At 70.2% G+C, this 21,259-nt stretch carries 15 protein-coding genes and 1 pseudogene; 5 read left to right on the top strand and 11 right to left on the bottom strand.

Going from position 1 to position 21,259, the window contains the following annotated elements:
* Positions 1–16: 16 nt before the first annotated feature.
* From AB0959_RS03930 to AB0959_RS03915, 4 genes are all read left to right on the top strand, one after another.
* On the top strand, positions 17–1,210 hold the full coding sequence (locus tag AB0959_RS03930) for an ArgE/DapE family deacylase (protein WP_366824662.1): 1,194 nt from the start codon (positions 17–19) through the stop codon (positions 1,208–1,210).
* Positions 1,211–1,361: 151 nt separating this feature from the next.
* A complete protein-coding gene (locus AB0959_RS03925) occupies positions 1,362–1,919 on the top strand; it encodes a TetR/AcrR family transcriptional regulator (protein WP_366824661.1) in 558 nt (185 codons plus the stop codon).
* On the top strand, positions 1,916–2,809 hold the full coding sequence (locus tag AB0959_RS03920; protein ID WP_366824660.1) for an aldo/keto reductase: 894 nt from the start codon (positions 1,916–1,918) through the stop codon (positions 2,807–2,809). The genes AB0959_RS03925 and AB0959_RS03920 overlap by 4 nt, the downstream gene beginning before the upstream one ends.
* A gap of 58 nt (positions 2,810–2,867) precedes the next feature.
* Positions 2,868–3,887: an NADPH:quinone reductase gene (locus tag AB0959_RS03915; protein WP_366824659.1), complete on the top strand. Its 1,020-nt coding sequence runs from the start codon at positions 2,868–2,870 to the stop codon at positions 3,885–3,887.
* 41 nt (positions 3,888–3,928) lie between these two features.
* Here AB0959_RS03915 and AB0959_RS03910 read toward each other — a convergent pair whose 3' ends face one another.
* Positions 3,929–5,440: an FAD-dependent monooxygenase gene (locus AB0959_RS03910; protein ID WP_366824658.1), complete on the bottom strand. Its 1,512-nt coding sequence runs from the start codon at positions 5,438–5,440 to the stop codon at positions 3,929–3,931.
* A gap of 271 nt (positions 5,441–5,711) precedes the next feature.
* Here AB0959_RS03910 and AB0959_RS03905 point away from each other — a divergent pair, with 271 nt between their 5' ends.
* Positions 5,712–7,346, top strand: coding sequence for an AMP-binding protein (locus AB0959_RS03905; RefSeq protein ID WP_366824657.1), 1,635 nt, complete (start codon positions 5,712–5,714; stop codon positions 7,344–7,346).
* 31 nt (positions 7,347–7,377) lie between these two features.
* On the opposite strand, the pseudogene AB0959_RS03900 reads toward AB0959_RS03905, so the two are convergent.
* From AB0959_RS03900 to AB0959_RS03855, 10 genes and pseudogenes are all read right to left on the bottom strand, one after another.
* A pseudogene (locus tag AB0959_RS03900) lies at positions 7,378–10,291 on the bottom strand (AAA family ATPase).
* Positions 10,292–10,498: 207 nt separating this feature from the next.
* Positions 10,499–11,506, bottom strand: coding sequence for a (-)-alpha-amorphene synthase (locus tag AB0959_RS03895; protein WP_366824656.1), 1,008 nt, complete (start codon positions 11,504–11,506; stop codon positions 10,499–10,501).
* Positions 11,490–12,965, bottom strand: a complete 1,476-nt coding sequence (locus AB0959_RS03890; protein ID WP_366824655.1) for a cytochrome P450 — start codon at positions 12,963–12,965, stop codon at positions 11,490–11,492. Before AB0959_RS03890 ends, AB0959_RS03895 begins: the two co-directional genes overlap by 17 nt.
* Before the next feature lie 315 nt (positions 12,966–13,280).
* The gene (locus AB0959_RS03885; RefSeq protein WP_366824654.1) at positions 13,281–15,365 is read right to left on the bottom strand and encodes a PQQ-dependent sugar dehydrogenase; all 2,085 of its coding nucleotides are present in this window, start codon (positions 15,363–15,365) and stop codon (positions 13,281–13,283) included.
* Between the two features lie 27 nt (positions 15,366–15,392).
* Positions 15,393–16,346, bottom strand: coding sequence for a hypothetical protein (locus tag AB0959_RS03880; protein ID WP_366824653.1), 954 nt, complete (start codon positions 16,344–16,346; stop codon positions 15,393–15,395).
* A gap of 161 nt (positions 16,347–16,507) precedes the next feature.
* Positions 16,508–17,290 carry an ABC transporter ATP-binding protein gene (locus AB0959_RS03875; RefSeq protein WP_366824652.1) on the bottom strand — a complete coding sequence of 261 codons (783 nt, stop codon included), beginning with the start codon at positions 17,288–17,290 and terminating at the stop codon, positions 16,508–16,510.
* Positions 17,283–18,026: an ABC transporter ATP-binding protein gene (locus tag AB0959_RS03870; protein ID WP_366824651.1), complete on the bottom strand. Its 744-nt coding sequence runs from the start codon at positions 18,024–18,026 to the stop codon at positions 17,283–17,285. The genes AB0959_RS03875 and AB0959_RS03870 overlap by 8 nt, the downstream gene beginning before the upstream one ends.
* Positions 18,027–18,030: 4 nt before the next feature.
* Positions 18,031–19,119, bottom strand: coding sequence for a branched-chain amino acid ABC transporter permease (locus tag AB0959_RS03865; protein ID WP_366824650.1), 1,089 nt, complete (start codon positions 19,117–19,119; stop codon positions 18,031–18,033).
* Positions 19,103–19,990 carry a branched-chain amino acid ABC transporter permease gene (locus AB0959_RS03860; protein ID WP_366824649.1) on the bottom strand — a complete coding sequence of 296 codons (888 nt, stop codon included), beginning with the start codon at positions 19,988–19,990 and terminating at the stop codon, positions 19,103–19,105. Before AB0959_RS03860 ends, AB0959_RS03865 begins: the two co-directional genes overlap by 17 nt.
* Before the next feature lie 7 nt (positions 19,991–19,997).
* Positions 19,998–21,224, bottom strand: coding sequence for an amino acid ABC transporter substrate-binding protein (locus AB0959_RS03855; RefSeq protein WP_366824648.1), 1,227 nt, complete (start codon positions 21,222–21,224; stop codon positions 19,998–20,000).
* Between the last annotated feature and the right edge of the window lie 35 nt (positions 21,225–21,259).

Here is a 21,259-nt window from a genome sequence, read left to right as displayed (position 1 = left end):
CTTCGGAAGGTCCCCCATGCTCCGCGAGACCCCTTCAACCCCTTCAACCTCGGCAGCCGTCGATCCTCCGGACTCGGACCCCGGCCGTCTGCTGGCCAGGCTGATCTTCATCGACTCGGTCAACCCCGATCTCGTTCCCGGCGGAGCAGGCGAGGCCGTCATCGCCGACTTCTGCGGCGCGTGGCTGGCCGCCCGTGGCTTCGAGGTCCACAGGCTGGAGAAGCGGCCCGGTCGGCCGTCGCTCGTCGCGATCGCCCGCGGGAGCGGCGGTGGCCGTACCCTCATGCTCAACGGACACCTCGACACGGTCGGACTCGCCGACCACGACGGCGACCCGCTCGACCCGCGGATCCACGACGGCAGGATGTACGGACGCGGCTCCTTCGACATGAAGGGCGGCGTCGCGGCCATGATGGTCGCCGCCGCCCGCGCCACCGCCCACGGCCCGCTGCGCGGAGATGTCGTCCTCGCCTGCGTCGCCGACGAGGAGTACGGCAGCTCGGGCACCGAGGACGTGCTGGAATCCTTCACCGCCGACGCGGCGATCGTCACCGAGCCGAGCCACCTCGAAGTCACCCTCGCCCACAAGGGGTTCGCCTGGTTCGACGTGGAGATCGAGGGCCGCGCGGCCCACGGCTCGCGGCCCGAACTCGGCATCGACGCCATCGCCAGGGCCGGTCACTTCCTGGTCGCCCTGGAGGAACTGGGACAGCGCCTCGCAACGGGCCCGGCACACCCCCTCCTGGGCACCGGCACCGTGCACGCCTCCCTCATCCGCGGCGGCGAGGAAGCCTCCACCTACCCCGCGCACTGCCGCATCACCCTGGAGCGCCGCACCGTACCCGGCGAGAACGCCGACACCGTCGAGCAGGAGCTGACCGACGTCCTCGACCACCTCGCCGCCACGGTCCCCGACTTCCGCTGCCGCCTCACCCGAGGCCTGCACCGCGACCCCTTCGAGGCCGACCCCGAGGCCCCGATCGTGCGCACCCTCGCTCGTCACGCCGAGGAGACCCTCGGCCACCCGCCCGTGGTGCGCGCCGAGCCCTACTGGACCGACTGCGCCCTCCTGGACCGGGCCGGCATCCCCTGCCTGCTCTTCGGCGCCGACGGCGAGGGCGCCCACGCGGCCACCGAGTACGTCGACCTCGCCTCGCTGGACCGCCTCACCGGCATCCTCGCCGCCACCATCACCGACTTCTGTTCCTGAGTGGGTCCGACAAACCTGTCACGAACAGGCCCGGTCGTCACGACCGGGCCGGTTTCGTCCGTGTAGCACCCCCCCCCGTAACAAACAAAACAACCGTTCTTCTTGTAAGGTCTGCAAGCAGAACAGCCGTTCCTTTTACGGGAGGACCGCGATGCCCCGGCTCACCGACGCGCGCAAGGAACTCCGGCGCGCCCAGATCACCGAGGCCGCCGTACGCTGCTTCGGCCGCAACGGCCTGGATCGGACCTCGATCGCCGACATCACCGCCGAGTCCGGACTCTCGGCCGGCTCGATCTACTCCCACTACCGCAACAAGGCCGAACTGGTCCAAGCCTCCGCCCGTGAGGTGCTCGCCCAGCGCGCCAAGGTCCTCGGCGAGTACGCCGCGAGCGACACCCCGCCCGACCCCGACGAACTGCTCGCCCGCCTGATCGCCGCGATCGACCCCGCGGCCGGGCGGGTCGGCGTGCAGACCTGGGGCGAGGCGACCACCGACCCGGCCATCCGCGACATCGTCGTCGACATGACGGACCGGATGCGCGCGCTGCTGCACGACTGCGTCACGGCGTGGCTCGTCAAGGTCGAGCACCACGAGCCCGCCGAGGCCCGCGAGCACGCCACCCCGATCGCCCACCGGGTGGCAGCGCTCTACCAGGCCGAACTGCTGTACACCGCCCTGCAGTCACCGACCGAGGAGACAGCGTCATGACCACCCCGACCACCGAGTTCGCCGGCCGCACCGTTTCCCGGATCGGCTACGGCGCGTTGCAGCTCGAGCGCCTGCGCGACCGCCGGGGCGAGGCCGTCGCGCTGCTGCGCCGCGCGGTCGAGCTGGGCGTCGACCATGTGGACACCGCCGAGTTCTACGGCTTCGGTTTCGCCAACGACGTGATCCGCGAGGTGCTGCGCCCCGAGGACGACGTCCTGGTCGTCACGAAGGTCGGCGCCGACCCCGACCCAGGAGGGCCCCTGCCGTTACGTCTGGCGCAGCGGCCCGAGCAACTGCGCGCGAGCGTCGAGGACAACCTGCGCGGCCTCGGTGTCGACCGGCTCCCGGTGGTCAACCTCCGGCGCCTCGACTCCGGCCCCGGGCTGCGTCCCGAGGGCGACCAAGTCGTCGGCCTCGACGACCAGCTCGCGGTGATGACCGCCCTGCGCGACGAGGGCAAGATCGGTGCGATCGGCCTGAGCAGCGTCACCTTCGACGGTCTTCGCCGCGCCCTGCCGGCCGGCATCGCCTGCGTGCAGAACGCCTACAGTCTCGTCTCCCGCGACGACGAGGACCTGCTGCGGTTGTGCGCGGCCGAGGGCATCGCCTGGGTGCCGTTCTTCCCGCTCGGCGGCGCCTTTCCAGGTCTGCCCAAGGCGACCGAGGAGCCGGCGGTGCGCGCCGCGGCCGAGTCCCTGGGCGTCACGCCCTCCCAGGTCGGCCTCGCCTGGCTGCTGCACCACGCCCCGAACGTGCTGCTCATCCCCGGCACCGCCGACGCCGCCCATCTCGAGGCCAACATGGCGGTCGGCGAGATCACCCTCGACACCGCGACCCTGGCCATCCTCGATGCCGTCGAGTCCCGCTCCAACGAGGTCCCCATCGGCTGACCAGAAGCACCGCTTCCTCACCAGGCACCAATTTTCCAAGGACGGACAAGAACGGATCATGAAGGCGATCATTTACCGCGACAACGGCGGCCCCGAGGTTCTGCGGCTCGTCGACCGTGAACTGCCCGCGCCCGGCCCCGGCGAGGTGCGCGTCCGGATTGCCGTGTCCGGAGTCAACCCGACCGACTGGCAGGCCCGTTCCGGCGCCGGCCACCCCAAGCACTTCCCGGAGGTCACCCCGCACCTCGACGGCGCCGGCACGATCGACGCCGTCGGTGAGGGGGTCGACCGGAGCCGGGTCGGGCAGCGGGTCTGGGTGTTCATGGCCGCCGCCGGTCGGCCCACCGGTACCGCCGCCGAGTTCACCGTCGTGCCCGCCGAACAGGCTGTGCCGCTGCCCGACGAGGCCGGGTTCGACGTCGGCGCCTCACTCGGCGTCCCCGCGCTCACCGCGCACCGCACGCTCACCGTCGCCGAGGACGGGCCGCGCCGTCTGCGGCCCGGGGCGCTCGACGGCAGGGTGGTGCTCGCGGCGGGCGGGGCCGGGGCGGTCGGGCACGCGGTGATCCAGCTCGCCCGATGGGCCGGCGCCACCGTGATCGGCACGATCAGCGGCCCGGAGAAGGCCCGGCTGGCCACCGCCGCCGGGGCCCACCACGTGATCAACTATCGCGAGGGCGACCCGGCCGCCGAGATCCGCGAGATCGCCCCGGACGGCGTCGACATCGTCGCCGAGGTGGCGCTGGGCGCGAACCTCGCACTGGACCTCGCCGTGCTGCGGACACGCGGCACGATCTCGACGTACGCCAACGACGGTGGCAAGCCGGTAGAACTGAACGTCCTGCAGAACATGGTGCTGAACACACGCCTGCAGTTCCTGGTGCTCTACACGGCCGGACCGGATGCGCGCGCCGCGGCCGCCGAGGACATCGCCGCCGCGGTCCGCGATGGCGCCGTGCCGGTCGGCGAGGAACACGGCCTGCCGCTGGTCCGCTTTCCGCTCGACCGCACCGCCGAAGCCCACCGGGCGGTGGAGAGCGGCGCCGTCGGCAAGGTCCTGGTGGACGTCACGACGTGATCCCCGGTCGGCTGCGGTGCGAACAAGGCGCCGGTGGCTGCTCAGATGGCCGGACTGCCGAACCAGTGGCCGGCGGCCCGCTCGAACGCCTCACGATCAAAGGTGCTGTCGCCAGCCCAGGCGACCACGCCGTCGGGTCGGACGAGCACGGCACCGAGTCCGAGGTCGTCGCGCGCGGGCCCGGCTGCGTACCGGATCCGCTTGTCCCAGCCCTTCGCCGCATCGTGCAGACGGCGGTCGGTGGTGAAATCGAGGGCGACGCCTCGTCCTTCCCGCGTCAGGTCGCCGACGCGGGTGCCGTCCTCAAGACGAAAGTCCGGGGCGTTGCGGCCGATCAGCGGATGCTCGCCGCCGAGGTCGTGGCGGACCGACGTTCCGGACATCTTCTCGAACACGTAGGTCGTTCCGTCGCGGGTTCCGATCAGGTCGCGGATCAGTGCTCGGACCGCTTGGCCGTGCTGGTCCGGCTTCATGGCCGCCACCTGGGCGCGCGTCCAGTCGAGCACCCACGCGCCGACCGGATGGCGCTCGCGGGTGTAGGTGTCGAGAAGCCCCGCCGGCGCGTCCCCGCGCACGGTCGCCGCGAGCTTCCACCCCAGGTTCATGGCGTCGCCGATGCCGACGTTGAGCCCCTGCCCTCCCAAGGGAGAGTGAATGTGGGCGGCGTCGCCCGCGAGCAGGACGCGTCCTTGCCGGTACGTCGTCGTCTGCATCGCCCGATCGGTATAGCTGGAGGCCAGGTGGACCTCGCTCAGCGTCACATCGGTACCCGACACACGGCGCAGAACCGCCTGGAGGTGCTCCCGGCTCGGCGACTGCGAGCGATCGAACGCGCCTCCGTCGAACTCCATCACGGCCATATGTCCTTGCACGGGCATGCGCAGGTACATGCCCGCCGGTGTCGAATTGATCCCGGGGCGCAGCTTCTCGGGATCGGCGACGGTGGCGAGCATGGTGTAGCCGGTGAACTGCGGCTCGGTGCCGACGAATTCGAAGCCCGAGAGCTTGCGCACCGTGCTGCGTCCGCCGTCGCAGCCGACGAGCCAGCGCGCCGCGTACTCGTGCTCGCCTGCGTGCGCGACCACGTTCTCCTCGCCCTGCGTGACGGCCGAGACCCTGACGCCGCGTCTGATCTCCACGCCCAGCTCGGCCGCCCGCTCGGACAGCAGCGTCTCGACCGCGTCGAGGTTTGTCATCACGGCTTCCATCGCCGGGCCGGGAAGCCGGAACGGCAGGGCCGTGACGTCGACATCGGCCGGATCGAGCACCATCCCGGCGAAGTGGCCCACCTGACGAGGGGGCGTCGGCTCGTCCGGCGCGTCGGGGTAGTCGTCGACTCCCGATGCCGCCAGTAACTGCCGCAGCAATCCGCGGCGGTAGAACGTCTCGACCGACGCGGCGGACAGGCCCCGCAGCCCGAGCGGGACAGCCCTCCACGGGGAGTGGAGCTCCGGCTCCTGTTCGAGCACCAGGACGGAGCAGTCCGCGAGGCCGAGCTCGCAGGCGAGGAACAGGCCAACCGGGCCCGCTCCCACGATCACCACGTCATGCACGAAGATCACCTTCCCAAGGAGGGACAGAGCGGCCGAGTGGGTACCCGGCTCGTTCTCCGGAAAGGTGTCAGACCCCGCCGACAAGCCGCCGACAGCGGACCGACAGCCCACCGATACGCGCGCCCAGAGCTCCAAAGGGAGGTTCGGACACGGGGGTTGAGCCCGCGGCCGGAACTCGGTCGGGAGTCCCTGATCGAGATCGGGGTAGGGGTCACCCGATGCGCGGCACACGGACAACCCGCCTCGGCCGACCTCGTGGAGAGCTGACGTCGTGACACTTCCGCTGAAACTGTCACATTGGCCCGCCGACACCTCCCGTCCGGTGCTGGACCTGACCGTCGGCGACGTGCTGCGCCGGGCCGCCGCGGCCGTACCGGAACGGGTGGCGCTCGCCGAAGTCGCCCCGCCCGGCAGCTCGTTGTCCGGAGCGGACCGCACCGACCGCACCTGGACCTACGCCGAGTTGCTCAACGACGCCGAACATGCCGCGTCCTGGCTGGCGGCGCGCTTCGAGCCGGGCGAGCACATCGCCGTGTGGGCGCCGAACCTCCCCGAATGGGTCGTGCTCCAGTACGGCGCGGCGCTGGCCGGGCTGGTCCTGGTGACCGTCAACCCGGCTCTGCGCGAGGCCGAGTTGGAGCACGTGCTGTCGCAGTCGCGCGCCGCCGGACTCCTGCTGGCCGACTCCTTCCGGGGCACGGACATGGCCGCGACGGCGGACCGCCTGCGTCCGCGCCTGTCGCTGCTGCGCGAGCAGATCTCCTTCACCGGCTGGCTCGACGAGACCCGACGCACCCCGACCGGACCGCGGCCGCCGGTGGACCCCGCGGCCGCGGCGCAGATCCAGTACACCTCCGGCACCACCGGAGTGCCCAAGGGCGCGCTCCTGCACCATCGCGGGCTCGTCACCAACGCCGCCTTCGTCGCCGCCCGCGCCCAGTTCCCCGAGGGCGCCGTATGGGCGAGCGCGCTGCCGCTGTTCCACACCGCGGGCTGTGGGCTGACCGTGCTGGGCACCGCGCTGAACACGGGCACCCTGGTGCTGCAACAGCTCTTCGACCCCCAACTCGCGCTGGACGCCCTGCAGAAGTGGCGAGCCACCCTGTTCGCCGGCGTCCCGGTGATGCACGCCGCGCTCCTCGCCCACACCGGCTTCGACTCCTTCGACCTCCAGGCCCTCGACATCCTGGTGTCCGGGGGCGACATCGTCCCCCCGGCCCTCATCGAGGAGGCCGAGCACCGGTTCGGAGCCCGGTTCTCCACCGTCTACGGGCAGACGGAGCTCAGCCCCGTCATCGCCCAGACCAGCCCCGACGACAGCGCGCACGACAAGCGGTACACGACGGGCCGGCCGCTTTGGCAGGTCGAGGTCAAGATCGTCTCGCCGGGAGGCGCGGACACCGTGCCGCCCGGTGAGACCGGCGAGATCCGAGCCCGCGGATACCAGGTCATGCTCGGCTACCACGACCTCCCCGACTCCACCGCCCGGACCGTCGACGCGGACGGCTGGCTGCACACCGGCGACCTGGGCACCATGGACGAGCGCGGCTTCGTGACCATCACCGGCAGGCTCAAGGACCTGATCATCCGCGGTGGCGAGAACATCTACCCGGCGGAGATCGAGACCGCGCTCGCCGCCCATCCGCTGGTCCGGCAGGCCGTCGTGCTCGGCGTCCCCGACCGGGAGTGGGGCGAACAGATCGCCGCCGTGATCAGCCCCGCCGATCCCGGCCGCCCTCCCGCCGCCGCCGAACTCCACGACCACCTGCGCAGCGCCCTGGCACCCCACAAGACACCACGCCACTGGTACGTGGCCGATGACATCCCGGCCAACGCCATGGGCAAGATCCAGAAATTCGTCCTGCTCCACCGCATCACCGACGGCGAACTGACCGAACTCGCCTGAGCCGGGGCGAAGAGACACACAGGATCCAGGATCACTCTCGCGGGCGAGGAAACGTCTCCAGGGCCTTGGCGAGGCCCGCGGAGTCGGTGCCGATCTTGCGGTAGACGGAGGAGAGCAGCCGCCGCACGCCCCGCTCCGTGAGGCGCAGTTCCTTCGCGACCACAGCCGCCGGGTGCCCCTTGGCCGTCATTTCGGCGGCTCCGCGTTCAGGGGCGGTGAGCGTGTCCGTCTGCGGGTACCGCAGGGGCAGCGGCCGCAGCCCCGCCGCCGAGAGCTCTTCCCTGGCCCGGGAGGCCAGGGCCTCGGCACCGCAGTGGACGGCCCCTTCCTGCCCCTGGTAGAGACAGTCCGCGGCCTCCTGCACGCGGCCGTTGCGGGCCAGTGCGGCGCCGTAGCCGACCAGTGCACGGGCCAGTTCGTACGAGGCGGGGGAGCGCTCGAGATGGTCGACGGCCTCGGCGTACAGGTCGAGCGCCGCCGGCCCGCCGGTCACCTCGGCCTCGGTGTGGAGCGCCTGGCCGATCGCGGAGGCGGCACCGAAGTCACGGGCGGCCTTGGCGGCGTCCCGGGCGAGGCGGATCGCCTGGTCGGGAGCGGTGGGGGCGAGAGCCGAGGCCAGGTCCAGCTGCCAGGGGCACCAGCTCGGGTTGTGCCAGTCGCGGGACTCGTGCCGGTCCCCGACGACGGACAGCAGGTCCGCCGCCTCGTCGTGTCGTCCCTCGGCCAGGAGCAGCTCGGCGTAGGCCGTGCGGGGGGTCGGGGTAGATGACGGCGTTCGGAACCACCTCGCCGTAATGGTAGAAGTCGGCGAGCCGACGCGCGTCGCCGGTCCGTCCCCGGGCCAGGAGGGTCTGGATGAGGATGCCGATGGCGAACCACTGGGCCGGCACCGCTCCTTCCACCCGGTCCGCGGTGCGCAGGCCCTCCCGTACCAGGTCCTCCGCCTCGGCCAGGCAGCCGCGGCGGTAGCGGATGTAACCGAGGAGGGTTTGGCCGACGGCCAGGTGTGAGCCGTGCCAGCCTTTGGTCGCGCACTCGGCCATGCCCTTGTTGAACAGTTCCTCGGCTCGTCGTGGCTGGTCGCAGTACATGAAGGTCAGGGCGACCGAAACGGGCACCTCGAAGCCACGGTTCTCGGCGGTCCAGCTGAGCCCGCCGCGCAGAGCCTCTTCGGCGTACTGGAGGGCGGTCTGCCGCGGCTCGCCCCGCATCACGGCGTCCCAGGCCCGCAGACCGAGGATGTACCGCTCCTCCAGACCGGGGCGACCGCTCAGACGCTCGGCGAGCCTCGCCAGCCTGCGCGAGCGGGCGGAGGAGTCGGGTTCGTCGGCGCTGCACGCGCTCCAAACGAAATGGTCGGCCTGCATGCGTAGCCGGACGCGCGGATTGGTGGCGTGCTGCGCCTCGTCGGCGGCCACGGCCGCGGCCTCGGCCACCTGGTCGGTGTGGGCCAGCGCCTGGGTCAGCCGGTAGACGACGGAGGCACGCAGGTCGGAGTCGACTCCGGGCTCCGCCAGGGCCGCCCGGAGATGACTGACGGTCGCCGCGGGTTCGATCAGGAAGGTCGAGCAGGCGAGTTCGTGCAGGAGTGCCGCACGGTCCTCGGGGCGGGGCGGCTCCTGCAGCGCCCGGGTCAGGACGCGCCGGGCGGCCTCGGGAGCACCGGCACTGAGGTATTCACGGGCGGCCTCCCGCAGGCACTCGACCGCTTCCGGCTTACCGTCGCAGGGAACCTCCAGCAGATGGCGGGCAGCGGCAGCCGGCCCGGACCCCGCCGCCCGGACGGTCACCGCCGCCGAGTTGTGCAGGCCGACGCGCAGGCCCGAGGGAATGGCCCGGTAGACCGTCGTGGCGATCAGCGGATGGACGAACTCCAGGTCGCCCCCCGGCCCCGACGGCTCGGCCAGGATCCGGGCGGCACGCAGCCTCTCTGTGGCCAGGGAGGCCTCCTCACGGCCGATCACCGCGATGGTGGCGGCGAGTTCCGGAGAGATGGAGGTGCCCAGGACGGCGGCGGCGAACGCGAAGCGCACGGTGGTCGTGCCGAGCCGGTGCAGTTGGTCGAGCAAGCCGGGGCCCTTGACAGCCGAGGCCAGATCCCGCATCACGGGCAACTCGTCCTGACTGCCCCTCATCCGCCGTTCGCCGAGCCGGATGGCGAGTTCGACTGTCTCGAAAGGGTTTCCCCCTGTGACCGTCCAGCACTCGTCGCAGAACGCGTCCTCGGCTTCCTCGCCGACCTCGGCCCTGACCATTCGTGCCACGCCGGCGGCGGTGAGCGGCGCCAGGGTGTGAGGACGGTGGCCGTGGCCTGTGACGAGCGCGCGGAAGGCGGCCGCCTCGGCAGGCAGTTCGTCGGGCCGGTAGGCCGCGACGACAAGCAGTGGGAGATCATCGGCCCGTGGCGCGAAGGAGGCGAGCCAGTTCAGTGATTCCGTGTCGGCCCAGTGCATGTCGTCCAGGAGCAGGACGACGGGTCCTCTCGTCATCGCGAGGCGTGTCATGACCCAGTCGAGGCCGTCGCGCACGCCGATGGGATCCGGTACGCGGGAGGAGTCCGCCGCCTCGAGCCCGAGCACGGCCGCGACGATGTCGTACCAGCCTCCCAGGAACTCCCGGCGCTCCGTCTCGGCCATCGCCGCCAGAGGAGGCTGCACCAGTTGGCGCACCACACGGAAGGCCACTTCCTGTTCGTTCTCACCGCCCTTGCCCGAGATCACTCTGAAGCCGCGGGCCGCGGCCCGGGTGCGTGCTTCGGCCATGAGCGCGGTCTTCCCCAGCCCGGCCGGGCCGGTGAACGTGACCAGCCCGGCGTGCCCTGCCCGTGGTACACCGTCGACGGCGTGGCCAAGGTTCGCCAACGCGACGTCGAGCGCATGGAGTTCCCTCTGGCGTTCGAGCAACAGACGGTACTCGGTGATCGATTGCCGCAGGTCATGCGCCATGTGCCCTACCGCTTCCTGTTGTTGAGCCTCGGAGGACAGCGCTGAGAGTACGCCCTTATGGACAGCGGGTGGTCGTATTGAGAAATGAGAACACAGGGAAGGGCGAATCGTGCGGTGCGGTGGTTTAGGCGTATTTCCCTCGGGTAATCTGACTCGAATGTGCCCGCGTCTGGCGGCCGAGCTGTGGGCGGTGACCGGTTGCCGACCTCAGGGGAGCGCCGGCACCGCCGCCGCGTCCGCGTAGCGGGGCACGCTACGGGACCAGTAGTAGCACCCGCGGATCCAGCCGGACATGCCGTCCAGATAGCCGACGCCGGCCGGACCCAGTTCCGGCTCCATCTCCCCGTAGAGCTTCTCGAATTCGTGGATCGCACTGTTTATGCGTCGGATCGCCAGCATGACGGCCTCGGGCAGGGAGCAGTGGTTCGCGCGTTGGTAGCCGAGGGCGAGATTGATCATTCCGCCCACCCGTTGCTCCTTGACCGCGGAGAAGAGGTCGGCCGTCCACACCGCCGCGTCGACCGACAGGCGCCGCAGCCGCCGCATCCTCGCGTCGCAGAGGTCTTCCGGGGGTAGCTCGCGGGACTGCGCGGCCTCGTACAGCGGGAAGAAGGGCTCGATGCCCGCGGTCAGAGACCGGATCGAGCCGCACAGCCCGATACCCAACGGGGCCGGATCCGTCTGGGCCACCGCTTCGTACAGCAAGCCGTGCACGTACTCCCGGCTGTTCCCCGCCCATCGAGCGGCTTGAGCGGGCGTACACCGCTCCTGCACCTGCCGGTGGAGATCGGCGAGTGCGGCCCCGAGGCGGGTGGTGGGCCGCTGTCCGTCCCGCAGGATTCCGACGCTCTCGCTCAGCATCGGCAGGAGCCGGCCCGGCTGCCTCCGGCCCACCTCTTCCGCCTGGTCGTCGAAGATGAACTGGTAGGCGATCTGATTGGCCACGATCTGGAGAATGCCGGCGTCGACGGTCGGGCTGTTGTAGGAGGCGAGTTGGGCGGGGCGAGTGCAGGCGATCATCGCGGCCACGGCCGGAGCGTCGGTCAGCCCCCATGCGCGCAGCCATTTCCCGACCCCCGCTGTTGCTTCGGATTCATGGCGATTGCGCAGGAACGGGAACGGCATGTAGAGGTTGGTGTCGATCAGGTCCTTCAGGCTGGCGGTCGGAAATCCCCCCTGCGGGTGGACCGCGATTTCCTCATGCGTCGTCGACATTGCTGTCACCTGCCGTTCGGGAGTCCTGCCCTCGGGGTGTCCCCGTTGCCCGGGGCGCGAGAGAACGCGCACGAGGCCGTGCGCCGAGCGGCTCGTGCGAGCGCGGTTCGCAAGTCATCACCAGTGACCTCGGCCCCAGCGTCGCCGCGGGGCGCGGCTGTTCGACAGGCCCGGGCAGATGGCGCAGACGCCAGCGAGCGGCGATGGTCGCGACGGCCACCGTGGCCTCCGTCATGGCGAACGCGTCGCCGATGCACTTTCGGCTGCCTGTGGCAAACGGCAGCATCGCGTGGTGCGGTGCTGTGGTGGTCCGCCCCTCCAGCCAGCGATCGGGCAGGAACCGGTCGGGGTCGGGGAACGACGCGGGGTCGTGATGCAGGAGGTAGGGGCTGTACATGATGGTGGCTCCCTGGGGAAGCCGGTGTCCGCCGAGTGCCGTCTCCGTCGTCGTGACGCGGGTGAAGAGCCAGCCGGGCGGGGAGTGACGCAGCGTCTCGGTGATGACGCACCGGGTGTGAACGAGGCGTGGCATGTCGTCGGGGCCGGGCCGTCGCCCCCCGGCGAGCACCGCGTCGGCTTCGGCTTGCAGCCGGCGCTCCGCCTCGGGGTGCCGCGCCAGGAGACTGAAGGCGGAGGTCATGCACAGAGCGGTGGTTTCCACTCCGGTGAGCAGGAGCGTGATGAGCTGATCGTGGACCATCTGTTCGGTGACCGTGGTTCCCGCGTGGCCGTCACCTGTGGCTTCCAGGAGGGTGCCCAGCAGGTCGTCGCGGGGAGCGCCTCGGCGGCGCTCCGCGACGACCGAGTCGATGATCCCGTGAAGGCGGTCGATCGCGCGCCGATAGCGACGGTTCGCGGGTGTCGGGATACGGAACGGGGCGTCGACCGGTACGACGGTGCGAATGAACAGGCCCCGGACGATGGCACCGAGGCAGTCGCGCACCTCGGCGGCTGCCGGGTCGCTGAGCGAGTCGGAGAAGAGCACGCGACTGGTGACGCGCGTCGTCAGTGCCATCATCGCCGCGCTGACGTCGATCCTCTGCCCCGGCAGCCACTCGCGGCACAGCGACTCGGCTTCCCTGCCCATCAGGTCCGTGTGATCGGCGACCCGGGAGGGGCGGAAGCCGGGTTGCAGCAGCTTGCGCTGCTGTCGATGCGCGTCGTGGCGGCAGGTGACGAGACTGTCACCCATCAGGATTTTGAGCCTGTCGTACTGCGGACCGCCCTTGTCGAAGGTGCGTGTGTCCATGAGCATCCTGTGGACCAGTTCCGGGTGACACACCACCCAGGCGCGCAGCGTTCCCAGGCGTATCTCGACGAGATCGCCCTGTGTGGGTAGGGAATTCAAAAATGCCAACGGTCTGCGGAACAAAGCGATACCGTGGCTGATGGGTGGGAATATGCCGGGCGCAGTACCCACTGTCCACTTGCGTTCTGGTTCGGGGATTGTGCCGCTCATCGCGATACCACCTGCCTCAGTCGACTCACGAAAGTCGGTGACTGTTCCTTCGGCTTGGTGCCCGAATCATGTCCTGCCCAGTCCATCCGCAGTCGGCCCCCCGGATCTCTTTTCCTTGGGGGCGCACGGGAGCACAAAGGGGCATGGACCCAACAGTCGTTATGTGTGTTACGTCGACAGGTAATTGCGAATGCCGGGCTGCGTGAGCGATACGTGGTGAAGGCTCGCGAGGGAGCCTGCCTCCGAGTCGGCGGCGGACGCACTGCCGGAGTTGGGCAGACCGCCCGCCGGACACGACGGGGTGGGCACCTGTTCTCAGGGAGCGGAGACCTTCAGACCACGCAGCCGACCGGTGTTGTCGAACGACCCGAAGCCCACTCTGCCGGAGGCGAGCGTGGTGTCGACGGCGGTCATCAGCGGGCGCTTCGAGCCGTCCAGGTAGACCGCGACCTCACCGCTGCTCGCACAGCGCACGACCCGCACCCGGTGCCAGGCGGTGTCCGTGATGGCCGGTGGTGCGCCCGTCCTGCCGTTCCACTGGTCCTCGATCCGCACCCGGTCCGCGTCGTTGACGACGAAGATGCCGTTGTGCGGGTAGATGGTGTTGTCCGAGGACAGATGGACGTAGGAGAACCTCGTGTCCGACTGATGGTCGAAGACGAGGATCACGTCCCGGTTGGTGACCTCGACCGGAGTGTCGATCCGCACCTCGGCGTCGATCCGCACGTCACCGTACTCCCGGCCCGCGGTCAGCACGGCGTACTCGAACGGACGGCGCGGACCCGGCCGTTGGACCCCGGCCTCGGCGAGGACGGCTTCACGGCCCGGAAAGCGCCACTTGGACGGGGTCACGGGAGCCCAGTTCCTCGCGTCCATGACGTGGGTGAGTCGGGAGCCGCCGGTGTCGCAGGAGGCGAACGTCCGGGTGCCGGTGACCTTCCAGATCTTGCCGTTGGCCTTGGACAGCAGGTACAGCTCACCGTCGGCGTCCTGCCCGAACCGCAGGTCCACCCGCGCATCCCCGGCCAGATCCCGCATGGTGACGCGCTTGCCGCTCTCGTCGTACAGCATGAGGTCGTACAGCTGGGCGAGTTCCTTGCTGCCGCGCCGCATGTCCTTGGTGTCGGCGAAGAGCAGACGTCCGTCGACGAGGTCCCCGAAGATGTACGTGCCGCGCAGTGCGGGCAGGTCACGGCCGCGATAGACGAAGCCTCCGACGACGGCCCGGCCCACGTCGGAGCGGCAGTTCCAGTCGGCGGGCGGGTCGTGGTCGTAGGCGGCGACGGGGTAGGTGTAGCCGTACTTCTCGTCGTCCTCGGGGAGCGGGAGGATCTGGGCGCAGGGGTCGGTGGCCTTCTTGTCGAAGACGAAGGCGGCCTCGCGCTCGCTCCAGCCGAAGTTGTCGCCCGCCCGGACCTCGTACACGGACTCCACGGCGTGCTGCCCGATGTGCCCCAGGTACATGCGATGGCTGCCGCCCGGGTCCCAGCTGAAGCGGTGCGGGTCGCGCATGCCGTACGCGTAGATCTCTCCCAGCGCGCCGGGAGTGCCGGTGAACGGATTCCCGGCCGGGATGCCGTACTTGCCGTTGGCGCTGTTGGTGCCGCGCGGGTCGATGCGCAGGATCTTGCCGTGCGGCAGGGAGAGGTCCTGCGGCTCACTGTTCCTGAAGCCCTCGCTGCCGTCGCCGACGGCGACGTAGAGCAGGCCGCGGTCGGGGCTGTGAGGCCGGGCCGTGGGGTTGAAGTCGATCTGCTGGATGCCGTGGACCGTGCCCGCGAAACCGATGCGCAGGATCTCCCGGCGGGTGCCCGAGAAGGTGTCGGCGGAGGGGTCGTCGGCGGTCCACTCGGTGATGACGCCGTGGTAGTTCGTCGTGGCGGCCTGCCGGAAGTCGGGCACGGCCGTGGTGGTCGAGGCCAGTTCGGTGTGGACGGTGTAGAAGCGGCCGTTGCGCCGGAAGCCGGGGTCGAAGGTGACGAACCCGAAGCCCTGTCCGAGGCCCCGGCTGGCGAAGAACCGCGGGGCGAAGGCGGCTGCGATGTCGAGGTAGAGGCGCGGGGTGCCGTCCTTCACCAGGTACAGCTTGCCGTTGAGGTCGGGGACGGCCATCCGGCCGGACCGGTCGGGCAGTTCGCTCAGGTAGTTGATACGGGCCTGCCGCATCAGCCGTGGATCGGTGACCGGGCCGGGCGGTGGCTCCGTCTTCGGGAAGGCGGCGTACTCCTCGACGGTCAGCCCGATGCCGGAGGCCGCGGGCCGCTCGGGGATGGGATCGGTGATCGGGTCGGCGGCGTGCGCTGTGCCGGGGAGGCCGACGAGGGCCGACAGCAACAGCGCGAGGATGGCGAGTGCGGTGGGGAAGAGGGTTCTCGGTCTGGCGCCGGGAGATGGGGCCATGTGTCACTCCTTCGTCGACATGCGTCCTCAGTGGCTGGTCATGAGCCGGTACTGGGCTCGTATGTGTGCGCCGTCCACCGCGCTGTCCAGGAACATCAGGCTGTCCATGCGGCAGTCGCAGGGATTGCGCTCCACAGTGTTCTGCGGGAAGCTGCCGCCGATCTTGATGCCGCGCGGGTCGGTGGGCGAGGACCGGTGCGGACCGGGACCCGAGAGGTCCCAGGGGTCACCGGGAACCGTGTAGAAGCCGTCCAGCCGCTGTCCGTTGCGGTACAGCGCCATGGCTCCGGTGTCGAAGTCGAAGGTGGCGGCGAGGAACACCCACTCGCCGTCCGGCAGCAGGGTCCGCCAGTCCTGGGAGGCGGCGAAGGTCTGCGAGGCCGCCCCGTCGACGCGCCGGCCGAGGGCCACCAGACGCAGCTCGCCGTTCACCTCGATGATCTCCAGCAGGGCGCGCACCGCGTGGCCGTCGGAGTTCCCGGACAGCACCCCCGCCAGGCCGACGGCGCCGTAACGGTCGTCCGGGGCGGCCGTGTTGGTGTTGAGGGCAGGGTTCGGGCCGGTCGTCTTGAACCAGCCCATGACGGTCATCCCCTTGACGGCGTTGAAGGCCCTGAGCGTCGGAACGCCGGAGGCCGAGTACACGCCCGCCTTCCAGTCGTCGTTGCCCGCGCTCTGCGGGTTCACCTGCCGCACCTGGAGCGAGGCCCGGCTGCCCCGGTGCGCGCCGTCCTTCGTCCGGGCCTGGGCCCCGCCGTTCACGAGGTCGATGTCGGTGCCGGAGAAGCCGAGGTCGCGCTCCTTGGCGGGGTTGCCGGGCACGGGGTGCTCGAAGTCGTAGTACGCGGTGAGGTGCTTTCGCAGGGAGGGGTGTACGGGAGCTGGGCGGGCCCTGGCTTCTGCGGGGGCCGCGGTCAGGGTGGTCAGGAGGGCTGCCGCCCCCGCGAGAGCTGTGATCGTGTGCCTTCGTCGTATCAACATGCCACTTGCTCCTTTGCGACGTGGTGCACTCGGGGCGTGGCCGGATCGATCTCGTCTGCCGGGTTGCTGTCGGTGGTCGGCTGCGGGTTCGTTGTGGCTGGTCGCGTCCACGCGGCGGAGCCGCATGTTCAACACAGCCCCGCGCCCCTTACAGGGGCAGGTCACCCTTGCGCGGGGCGGCCCCCGAGGTACAGCTCTCCGAGCTGCGGGTCCGCCAGCAACTCGCCTGCCGGGCCCGAGACATGGACGCGGCCGAGGTCGAGGACGCAGCCGGTGTCGGCGGTCTCCAGGGCGCGGCGTGCGTTCTGCTCGACCAGCAGCACGGCGGTTCCCGCGTCCCGCATCCGCACGATCTGCTCGAAGACCACACCGGTCGCCTTGGGGTCGAGGCCCATGGACGGCTCGTCCAGCAGCACCACCCGGGGCCTGACCATCAACGACCGCGCGAACTCCACCTGTTTCTGCTGACCGCCGGAGAGCAGCCCGGCGAGGTCCGTCCACCGCTCGGCCACGACCGGGAAGAGGTCTCTTACGAACGCGACCCGCTCGGCGACGGTCGCCTTGTCCCGCACGGTGTAGCCGCCGAGCAGGACGTTCTCGGCGACCGTCATCTCGCGGAACACACTGTGGCCCTGGAGGACATGGGCCACCCCGGCGGCCAGCATCCGCTGTGGTCCGCGGCCGGTGACGTCCTCGCCGTCGACGAGGACCCGTCCGGAGCGTGGGGTGACGAGTCCGCTGGCGACCTTCAGGACCGTGGACTTGCCCGCGCCGTTGGGCCCGACCAGGCAGACGATGGCCCCGGCGGGTACCCGCACCGTCAGCCCGCGCAGGACCAGGGCCGCACGGCCGTACCCGGCACGTACGTCGTCGAGTTCGAGAAGGAATTCAGTGGAGGAGTGAGTGGGGGAGTGGATGGGGGAGTGGATGGGGGAGTCAGACACCAAGGTATGCCCCGAGGACTCGTTCGTCGGACTGGATCACCGAGGGCGGGCCCTGCGCGATCGGCCGACCGCGGTCGAACACGACGACGTGGTCGCTGAGGCTCATGACCATGTCCATGTTGTGCTCGACGATCAGGAACGTCCTTCCCTCGGCGTTGAGTTCGCGGACCAGGTCGCAGATGCGGTCGATCAGCGCCGGGTTGACGCCGCCCGCCGGCTCGTCCAGCAGGATCAGCTCCGGCTCGCTCATCAGCACACCCGCGAGCTCCAGCAACTTCTGCTGCCCCCAGGACAGTTGGCGGGCCTCCGCCCGCTCCAGGTGTTCGATGCCCATGCGGGTCAGCCAGCCGCGGGCCCGCTCGGTCTCCGCCCGGCCGCCCGCGCGTGCGAGCTGTCCGGCGAGGGAGCCGGGACGCACGGCGGCGAGCAGGTTCTCCAGCACGGTCATCCGGGGGAAGACCCGGCAGAGCTGGAAGGAGCGGCCGATGCCGGCGCGGGCGATCCGGTGCGGGGGCCTGCCGGTGAGGTCGCGGCCGCGGTAGGTGACACGGCCCGCGTCCGGGCGGATCATCCCGGTGACGCAGTTGAAGAAGGTCGTCTTGCCCGAACCGTTGGGGCCGATCAGGGCGTTGACCTTGCCGTGGTGGAAGGCGACGGCGGCGGAGTCGAGAGCGGTGACACCGCCGAAGGCCTTGGTGAGCCCCTCGGTCGCCAGACTCGGTTCGGGCCGCGGCACGCCTTCAGGCGCCCCTTCCGGTTCGCTCACTGTCCCTCACCTCCGTTCCCTCGCCCTCTTCGCGCCGCCCCCGCAGTTCGGCGGCGGTCACCTCCCTGATGGACGTCTCGCCGGTCCTGCGGAGCCGGCCGAGCAGAGCGCCGGCGGCCGGGATGACCCCGTCCGGCATGAACATCACGACGACGAACAGGAGCAGCCCCGCCACGACCAGGTGCAGCGGAGTGTCGCCGTACTCGACCTTGGCGTACTCGAGCGCGTACCCGACGGCCACGGCCCCGAGCAGCGGCCCGTACAGATGGCGTACGCCTCCGAGCAGGGCCATCAGCACCATGTAGGCGCCGCTGAGGATGGAGAACTGGAAGACGGGGTCGAGGTCGCCGAACCAGAGCGCGTACAGGCCGCCGGCCAGCGCGGTGAAGGCGGCCGAGACGACGAAGACCACCAGCTTGTACGTGTACGTGGGCGTGCCGAGGGACTGGGCCTTGTCCTCGTCCTCGCGGATCGCCTTCAGGCCCATGCCGAACCGTGAGCGGTCGATGGCCCACCAGGCCAGCAGGGCCGTCGCGAGCAGCGCCAGGAAGAGGAAGTAGAAGGTCCGGTGGTGCTCGGCCCGCAGCATGCCGGGGAAGGGCCGTGGGACGACCAGCCCCCGGGAGCCGCCGGTGAGGGAGGCCCAGCTCTGGAAGACCAGCAGCAGGATGAGGACGAGGGCGATGGAGACGATGACGAAGGAGGCGCCCCGCACCCGCAGGGCGGCGTAGCCGACGGGGACGGCGATCACGGACACGAGGGCGGCGGCCACGAACAGCGCGGCGAACGGCGGGAGTTCGGCCTTGGCGGTCAGCAGCCCCGTTCCGTAGGCACCGAGTCCGGAGAACGCCCCGTGCCCGAGGGAGATGTAGCCGGTGAAGCCGCCGACGAAGTTCCAGGAGGTGGACAGCACCGCATAGTTGAGGACGGCGATGCCCACGGTGATCTCGTACGGGCTCGGGGCCATGGACGGGAAGGAGAGGGCCACGGCGACGGCGGCCAGCATGGCGCCGAGGTGCAGTAATTGACCTGTCCGGGACGGGAGTTCAGAACCTCTGCGCAAGCCGCCCCCCGAAGAATCCCTGCGGCCGGACCGCCAGGGTGGCGAAGAGCGCGACGTAGAACACGGTCTGCGCCCAGGTCGTCGAGAGTTCCAGTTGCAGCAGACTCTGCAGCATGCCCAGCGTCATGGCGGCGATCGCGGCCCCCGGCACGCTGCCGAGGCCGCCGACGACGATGATGGCCATCAGCGGGCCGATCCAGTGCCAGTGCAGCGACGGGTAGATGGTGGTGTCCAGGGACAGTGCCGTGCCGCCGACGGCCGCCGTGGCGAGGCCGAGCCCGAAGCCGTACCCGGCGATCCGGTCGGTGTCGATGCCGAGCAACTGGGCGGCCTCGCGGTGCTGGATGGTGGCCCGCAGCGCCTGTCCGAACCGGCTGTGCTTCATCAGGACGTAGAGCCCGAGCAGGGCGAGCGCCGCCATACCGAAGGCGATCAGCTTGACCACCGCGACGCGCGCCCCGAAGAACTCGATGCTCGCCGAGCTGTAGCCGAGCCGGACACGGCGCTGGGTGCCGCTGAACGCGTACCCGAGCAGTCCCTCGATGACCAGCGCCACCGAGAAGGTGAGCAGCACGGACATCATGGTGAGCGTCGCCGGGCGGAGGCGGGTCAGGAGCAGCCGCTGCATGGCGACCCCGGCGGCGAAGAACAGCGGGACGGTGACGAACAGGGTGAGCAGCGGGTCGATGCCGGTCTCCCGGTGGGCGTACCAGGCGAGGTAGGCGGCGAGGATCAGGAAGGCGGAGTGGGCGATCATCACGACGCGCATGACGCCGAAGTAGAGGGTGAGGCCCGCGGCCAGCAGGGCGTAGAGCCCACCCAGCAGCACACCGAGGACGACGCTCTGGAAGACGAGGCTCGCGGAGGGCACGCCCGCATCACCACTTCGGCTTCGGATGGACGAGGTCGGCTTCCTTCTGTGCCTCGGGGAGCACGATCTGGATCTCGCCGTCGATCCACTGCTGGATCATGTGAGCGCTCTGGGGGCGGCCCTTGTCGTCCCACTTCAGGGGACCGACCACGGTCTGCACCGTGTTGCCGCGCAGCCACGTCACCAACTCGCCCTGGCAGTCGGGGTCCTGGGAGGCGCAGTCGGCCGCCTCGACGGCGGCGGCGACCACCTGGCCCGTGGTGTAGGCGTTGGCCTCGTCCTCCTCGGGCGCCTTGCCGTACTGCTTGGTGTACTTCTCGACGAACTCCTTGTTGCTGGGGTAGTCCGCCTTCTGGGTGTAGCCGGTGGGCGCGAGGATCCCCTCGGTCTTGTTGCCGATGGCCTTGGCGAACTCGGGTTCGGTCGGCGCGGTGGAGAAGGCGGCCATCTTCGGCTGGTAGTCCAGCTGTTGGAGAGCGACGATCAGGTTGACGCCGTCCTGGTACTGGGTGCCGCCCACCACCATGTCCGCCTTTGAGTCGGCGATCTTGGCGGCGATGTTGCCGAAGTCGGTGGTGTTCGGCGGGTAGACCTCGTCGGCGACGGTCCTGATGCCGGCCTTCTGAAGTCTGTCCTTCAGCCCGTAGGCCGTTCCCTGGGCGAAGGGGTCGTCCATGGCGGCGTACGCGACCGTCCTGGGCCGCTCGTTCTCCGGCATGGCGAGGATGTACTCGGCCAGGTGCTTGTAGTGGTCGTTCGCGACGGCCGGAGCCGCGTAGAAGAGGTTCTTGAAGCCCTGGGTGAAGACCTCCGGTGCGGCTCCCGCGGGCTCCACGAAGAGCATTCCGTACTCCTCGGCCACGCGGGCGGACGGGACGACGAGCCGGGTGGAGAAGGGACCGAAGACGAGGTCGACCTCGTCCCTGCCGATCAGTTGCTCGTAGTCGGAGACGACGCGGTCGGCGTTGGACTGGTCGTCGAGGATCTTCAGCTCGACCTTGCGGCCCAGGAGCCCGCCCTTGTCGTTGACGATCTTCGCCCAGGCCTTGTAGCCCCGTTCGACGCCCTTGCCGGGTTCGGAGAAGTCGCCGGTCAGTGGTAGGGAGACGCCGATCGTGATGGGGTCATCGGACGATTCCTGGGAACCTGAGCCTGAGCCGCAGGCGCTGGCGGTGAGGATCAGGGATAACGTGGCGAGGGCGATTCTTCCTTGTGGACGGTGCGTTCTGGACATCGCTGGACACCCCTCGTCGGCTGGACACCCGTCAT

This window comes from Streptomyces sp. NPDC046862 (genome assembly GCF_040704615.1).
Taxonomy (GTDB): Bacteria; Actinomycetota; Actinomycetes; order Streptomycetales; family Streptomycetaceae; genus Streptomyces.
The sequence above is the reverse complement of the archived record's forward strand: the minus strand, read 5'-3'. Positions and strand labels throughout refer to the sequence as shown.

Bases quoted from the DNA above. Each gene is read 5' to 3' on its own strand.
- AB0959_RS03930 (WP_366824662.1), top strand. From the start codon at position 17: ATGCTCCGCGAGACCCCTTCAACCCCTTCAACCTCGGCAGCCGTCGAT.
- AB0959_RS03925 (WP_366824661.1), top strand. From the start codon at position 1,362: ATGCCCCGGCTCACCGACGCGCGCAAGGAACTCCGGCGCGCCCAGATC.
- AB0959_RS03920 (WP_366824660.1), top strand. From the start codon at position 1,916: ATGACCACCCCGACCACCGAGTTCGCCGGCCGCACCGTTTCCCGGATC.
- AB0959_RS03915 (WP_366824659.1), top strand. From the start codon at position 2,868: ATGAAGGCGATCATTTACCGCGACAACGGCGGCCCCGAGGTTCTGCGG.
- AB0959_RS03895 (WP_366824656.1), bottom strand. From the start codon at position 11,506: ATGTCGACGACGCATGAGGAAATCGCGGTCCACCCGCAGGGGGGATTT.
- AB0959_RS03890 (WP_366824655.1), bottom strand. From the start codon at position 12,965: ATGAGCGGCACAATCCCCGAACCAGAACGCAAGTGGACAGTGGGTACT.
- AB0959_RS03885 (WP_366824654.1), bottom strand. From the start codon at position 15,365: ATGGCCCCATCTCCCGGCGCCAGACCGAGAACCCTCTTCCCCACCGCA.
- AB0959_RS03880 (WP_366824653.1), bottom strand. From the start codon at position 16,346: ATGTTGATACGACGAAGGCACACGATCACAGCTCTCGCGGGGGCGGCA.
- AB0959_RS03855 (WP_366824648.1), bottom strand. From the start codon at position 21,224: ATGTCCAGAACGCACCGTCCACAAGGAAGAATCGCCCTCGCCACGTTA.